We start from the raw sequence: 5,576 nt of genomic DNA, 5'->3' as shown, positions 1-5,576 counted from the left end.
ATACGGATTTGTCCGTTTAGAAAATTTATGTTTTATGTAGCTGAAACTGTGCGGAGCAATTGCATATAACGGTCTCGATTATCGCAAGTTGGCGGAGTAGGGAACGCGGCGTTGTCGGCTTAGACCTGGTTTGTTGGTGAATTTAATTATTTTCTTTCTAATGGTGCCGTCTATTTGCGATGAATCGTTGTTGGCATTAGTACTTAGTCCACAAATGTTTCTTTAAGCACCTCTTTACACTTTTTGATTTCCGAGTTGGATAATGATTCAAAGATTTTTACAATTCTTTGTTTATCAATTGTTCTAATTTGATCAATTGCAATCATTCCTTTTTTTCCATTTGATTTTACAGGAATTCTTGTCGGATATTTTTTCGTATTTGTTGTCATAGGAGCAACAACAATCGTTCTTAAATATTTATTCATCTCATTTGGAGAAATGATTACACAAGGTCTGGTTTTCTTGATTTCACTTCCAACAGTCGGATCTAGATTAACTAGAACTATATCGTATTGATTTAAATCCATTCATCGAAGTTTTCATCATCAAACACATCATTCATCAGAAGTTGATCATCTTCATTTTTAGCCATTTTCTTAAATTTCTCTTCCCAATTTTTTCTTGGCGAATCAATTGGTCGGAGTATAATTTGACCTTTTTCTAAAATGAGTTCTACTTTATCTTTTATGTGATATTTTTCAAGAATCGTTTTACTTAAACGAAGGCCTTTTGAATTTCCAATCTGTATAATTGAAGTTTCCATAACTTTTATTTTTGTATATACAAAGTTATTACTTTAAATCAAATTTCAAAATTAAATTTTCTATGTTGAAGTATTAATGCCAACGTATACGGTTATGGACAAGTAGCGGGAATAGGGACGCGTATTTGTCGGCTTAACCTTTTATTTCCTGGTTTTCTAAATTACACTTTTTCGGCAATACCCGCTATTTGCTATAACCGATGTTGGCGAGTCGTTTTTTAGTTCCATTATTATTGGTAAATGATCACTAATATTTATCCATTTTTGAAATTCACCTATTTCGAAATGTTCCACTTTCTGCGATATGTCTGAAGTAGCAAATATGTAATCTATATGATAAGCTTTGTCAAATTTTCTATGAAGGAAAAATGTCGGTTTTGTTTCCTCTCCTTGATTTTCTTTTAAAATTGAATGATATAAACTTCTAATATCAATTGCATTTAATTCCTTCACTACATCTGAGTGATTCCACCACCGATCCCATTGATCCCAAATTTTGTTGCTATTGAAATCTCCAGCAATTATTATGTTTTTAAATTCATTTTTATTGATTTGAAGATATTTCCAAAATTGTCCGATGTAGCCAAAATTAGGAGACTTATTGTTATGATTCCAAACACCTAATATTGTAAAATTATTTACTCTACAAGGAAGAAAATATTTAACTGTGTGATCTTTATATTGGTTTGACCAATCAAGTGCTTCTAATTGAATTTCCTTTTTTGCAAAAATTCCAATTCCTTTATTTTTGGTGTCTCCAACCCAAATAAAGTTGTCAGCCCAGTTAATATAATCTGGATGTTTTGTTTCTTTTGGATTTTCGCATTCTTGAATTATGTATATGTCAGCATTAATTTTGTCTAGTTCAATGAACTTTTTTCTCAATGCTCCATTACAATTCCAAGTTACTATTTTCAATATTTATCTTGTTTAAAAATGCTCGCCAACGGTCCCGGTTATCGCCAGTTGGCGGAGTAAGGGACGCGTATTTGTCGGCTTAGTATTAGTTTGTTGGTCAAGTTAATTATTTTCTTACTAACAGTGCCGCTTATTGGCGATTAACCGTTGTTGTGCACAGTATATTCTAACTGTTCAAACTTTTGATATATTCATTTTTGCCGATTTTTAGTGCATTTTTGGATTCTTCCTTGGCAGAGATCTTGTTGCTAATTTTAAAACCACAGCCTATACAACTCCAAACATATTTTCCTAGAAAACTTTTCTTCTCATCCAATTCTATATTCTTACAATTAGGACAGTATGGATACTCTTTGGTCTCTAAGATGTCAGGATTTATTCTAGAACCGTCTTCATTCCAAGAGTTACTTTTGGGAAAAACAAATAACCAATCAACATTTTTATAATTTAGTTTACTGTGATTTTGATAACCTAAAATGGGTTGATTATGTACTACAAAACCAGAATTAAAATTCTTTTTTGCAATCTTATTTTTAGGTTTAATCAGAAATACTAGAACAATAATTACAATTCCGATAAATGTTATAACCCAAGCCCAAGTCGGTAGAGAGCTATAAAAGGTTGTCCAATCATCTTTAAATAGTTGCCCTCCTAAAGCAATTAATATGTTTGCCGTTATTATTGCTAAAACAGGATAGGAAAATTTTTCTTTCATTCTATAATTTATACTTAAAAGTAAATATTATACATTAAAGCGCTCTTTGAACCTATTTTCATAGTTGTTTATATCACTAATACTTTTCTTATATCCAAGTTTCATTTCCTCAATTATCTCATTTTGAATCTCCGTAATATACTCAGACATATCCCATCTCTTGGGATATTTATTGAAAATTAAGTCTTGCTCTTTAAATGGTTTTGATATAGTGCGATGAGCTAAAGAAGAATAGCATGAAATTAAAACTCCTATTTTTTCCTTTAACTCACTTTTGGGCAAGTATGAATTATTTAAAACATATAATCTAGCAAGCTTACCTCGTAAATTCATATCCTCACTAATTCTAATTAAATCTTCTACTTGTATTTGATATATTTTATCTGTGAAATCACCTTTATTTGCTCTAATTAAACTTTTTTTTAACTCGAAGGTATCTTCGAAATAGTGGTAATTATTTTTAAATATATGAGTTATTTCAAGGATTTCTTCCAATTTTTCAATTCTCAAACTTCTCCTATTAATTTTTTTTGCCTGAAAATATGATAAGACTGCGATAAATATTGCTATAGTTGAAATTACCAGAGTAATAATCTCATTAGTTTCCATTCTTCAAATATATTGTGCACAACGGTCTCGGTTATCGCAAGTTGCGGGATTAGGGACGCGGACTTGTCGGCTTAGTATTGGTTTGTTGGTCAAGTTAATTATTTTCTTTCTAACGCTGCCGGCTATTGGAGATTAACCGTTGTTGTGCTTAGTGTTTTGTCTAATTTCATTAAGGTATTTAAGTCTATACTCATTACTGTACCTAAAATTAGTTAAACTATGTCTTATCAATTTTTCAATCGGTTTATTACGAATTGTTTTATAGAAATCTATATCAATCATTGATTTGTACGCTTCTCATTGATTAGGATCATCTCCAAAATCTAACTCATACTCATATTCAAGCATTGTAGAAACTTGGTTGTATGAATATTCTATTTTCGGAAAATTTTCTATTCTTGGATAATCCAATTTTAAAAGAATGTCTAAGCACTTTTCAGCATAATCCAATACTTCATTATCATAGGTGAAGTTCTCAATTTTTCTGGCAAACCATAAAAAATAATCGAAATCTTCTTCAATAATTTCCTTGATTGTATAACCTTTAAAAATAGAGAATTGTATAACAGTATTGAGGGAGTATTCTCTTTCCCTAGGAATCCCATTGTCGTGAGTTCTATAGGTTTTTACGATTAAACTTGTCGAAGAATCAAAGTCGTATTTTTGAGGTGTTTCCTCGATGTATGTTATTTTATTAGTTCTAAAAATTGAATTCTCCATTTTTTTCTTTTTTGAAAACTTGATGTTATTTGTTCTCAAGTTTATCTATAATCATAAATGTGCCCGTCTCTGAAATATCAATTGGAAAGTACTTTATTTTGTGAGTTATTTTCTTGTCAATCTTTTCTAATTCTACCTGCCATTCATAAAATGCAGGGAATATTATTGGTTTAATTAGTGTTTTTTGATCCTCCTTATACTCGAGTTCCCAAATCCATCTTGGAGCATTTCTGGTTGCTAAATGAGGTTCGCAATCCCATAGTTTGATTTTATCAGATTGTGTTTTTTGTTTCGTTTTGGAAGGCTTTAATTCATCCACTAGAGTTTTGTACATATTAATTTGATCATTGTGAGGAATGTCAAATTTTTGAAAACCACATTTACTCCAAAACCCTTCCGAATTTTGTGGTGAGCAATACAGTTTAACAACAAGTACATCTTGTGATCTTAAATAATCTAAGGTGTCGGAAACAAATTTTTTAGCTTGCCTTTTTCCTCTTTCACTTGGCTTCATTTCTGCAATATCAAATACTGCCATTTCATCATAAACTCGGTAAACTATAAAGGCAATTGCTTTTTCATCTTTTGTCAGAACACTTAATCTATCTTCTTCAAATGCCTCTGGAATCATTTCCCAATCGGTAATAAAACCTTCTTTCTTGGAATTCCATTCTTCTGATAACCATTTTTCAATGTCGGAAATATGTTTTTTTGAAGGCCTGAATGATGTTCTCATTTTTCTTAAAACATTAAGCACAACGGTCTCGGTTATCGCCAGTTGGCGGAGTAAGGGACGCGGATTTGTCGGCTTAGTAATGGTTTGTTGGTCAAGTTAATTATTTTCTTTCTAACGGTGCCGTCTATTGGCGATGAACCGTTGTTGTGATTAGTTTTTTTCTCTTATAATGAATTGAAATTGCAACTATTGTAATCAATATAGCAATTAAAGATAGTATTGAACCTTCAAACCCAAATGCTCCTCCATTTAGTATAGTTTTCTCTGGAAGACTAAGTTTTATTACGGAATATGTGTTTTGACCACTTACATTAAAACCTAAAATTGTTTGAAAAAAATTCCAACTAAAATGGAGTGCGATTGGAAACCATAGGTTTTTTGTATGTATATAAGTTATACCTAGTAGAATACCAGCGAGGAAAATATTTGTAGAACCAATAATATCGATATTAGGATTAAATCCATGCATCAATGAAAATAGAACTGCTGAAATAAGTAATGCTATGTATTTATTAAAAGAGTACATGAGATTTCTTAAAACATAGCCTCTAAAAAGTATTTCCTCTGTGAGAGAAACTAGGACGAAAATGGTTATTGAAATTAATATTTGTTTAAAGTCAAAATTGATATTTTGAATATTTATTTCGCCCAGTATTTCTAATATTCCGAATCCTGATAATATGATAAAAGCTCCAATTGCAAAACCTGTCCAGAAGCTCTTCATATTATTTTTAAACTTCAATCCGATTTCTATAAATTTTTCTTTGTCAACGTACTTTAAAAATATCCAAACGACTAACATTGTTCCTAGAAAAGAAAAGGTTTGAATAATCAATCTTTGTACTGGCGTTTTCTCAATTTCTAAATCATTATATGTGAAACCCATTAGGGCACCTCCAATTATTTGAAAAACTCCAACTATTAAAATGTATGGAAAAATTATTAATAGGATTCTTAACCAACCCTGGTACTTTGATTGTTCACTCATAATAAAAAATTAATCACAACGGTTCCGGTTATCGCAAGTTGCGGGAGTAGGGACGCGGACTTGTCGGATTAACTATTTTGTTTCCTGGTTTCTAAAATTACACTTTTTCTACATTACCCGTTATTTG

At 31.1% G+C, this 5,576-nt stretch carries 8 protein-coding genes; all 8 read right to left on the bottom strand.

Annotation, left to right across the window (positions count from 1 at the left end):
* Window positions 1-203 precede the first annotated feature (203 nt).
* The 8 genes from ACSHZO_RS15525 to ACSHZO_RS15490 all read right to left on the bottom strand — a co-directional run bounded on the left by ACSHZO_RS15525 (window position 204) and on the right by ACSHZO_RS15490 (window position 5,449).
* Complete coding sequence (locus tag ACSHZO_RS15525; protein ID WP_031428532.1) at window positions 204-527, bottom strand: type II toxin-antitoxin system PemK/MazF family toxin; 324 nt, start codon at window positions 525-527, stop codon at window positions 204-206.
* A complete protein-coding gene (locus ACSHZO_RS15520; RefSeq protein ID WP_026915895.1) occupies window positions 518-763 on the bottom strand; it encodes an AbrB/MazE/SpoVT family DNA-binding domain-containing protein in 246 nt (81 codons plus the stop codon). The genes ACSHZO_RS15525 and ACSHZO_RS15520 overlap by 10 nt, the downstream gene beginning before the upstream one ends.
* A gap of 156 nt (window positions 764-919) precedes the next feature.
* Window positions 920-1,681, bottom strand: a complete 762-nt coding sequence (locus tag ACSHZO_RS15515) for an endonuclease/exonuclease/phosphatase family protein (protein WP_298248353.1) — start codon at window positions 1,679-1,681, stop codon at window positions 920-922.
* A 166-nt stretch (window positions 1,682-1,847) separates the two neighbouring features.
* Window positions 1,848-2,396, bottom strand: a complete 549-nt coding sequence (locus ACSHZO_RS15510; RefSeq protein WP_298248354.1) for a hypothetical protein — start codon at window positions 2,394-2,396, stop codon at window positions 1,848-1,850.
* A gap of 27 nt (window positions 2,397-2,423) precedes the next feature.
* On the bottom strand, window positions 2,424-3,005 hold the full coding sequence (locus ACSHZO_RS15505; RefSeq protein ID WP_298248355.1) for a hypothetical protein: 582 nt from the start codon (window positions 3,003-3,005) through the stop codon (window positions 2,424-2,426).
* 297 nt (window positions 3,006-3,302) lie between these two features.
* Window positions 3,303-3,725 carry a hypothetical protein gene (locus tag ACSHZO_RS15500; protein ID WP_298248356.1) on the bottom strand — a complete coding sequence of 141 codons (423 nt, stop codon included), beginning with the start codon at window positions 3,723-3,725 and terminating at the stop codon, window positions 3,303-3,305.
* Between the two features lie 25 nt (window positions 3,726-3,750).
* Window positions 3,751-4,461: a GNAT family N-acetyltransferase gene (locus ACSHZO_RS15495; protein WP_298248357.1), complete on the bottom strand. Its 711-nt coding sequence runs from the start codon at window positions 4,459-4,461 to the stop codon at window positions 3,751-3,753.
* Window positions 4,462-4,585: 124 nt separating this feature from the next.
* Complete coding sequence (locus ACSHZO_RS15490; RefSeq protein WP_298248358.1) at window positions 4,586-5,449, bottom strand: CPBP family intramembrane glutamic endopeptidase; 864 nt, start codon at window positions 5,447-5,449, stop codon at window positions 4,586-4,588.
* Between the last annotated feature and the right edge of the window lie 127 nt (window positions 5,450-5,576).

Source organism: Christiangramia sp. 3-2217-3z, assembly GCF_051195275.1.
Taxonomy (GTDB): domain Bacteria; phylum Bacteroidota; class Bacteroidia; order Flavobacteriales; family Flavobacteriaceae; genus Christiangramia; species Christiangramia marina.
Note: the sequence above shows the minus strand (reverse complement) of the source record. Positions and strands in the feature narration are given on the sequence as shown.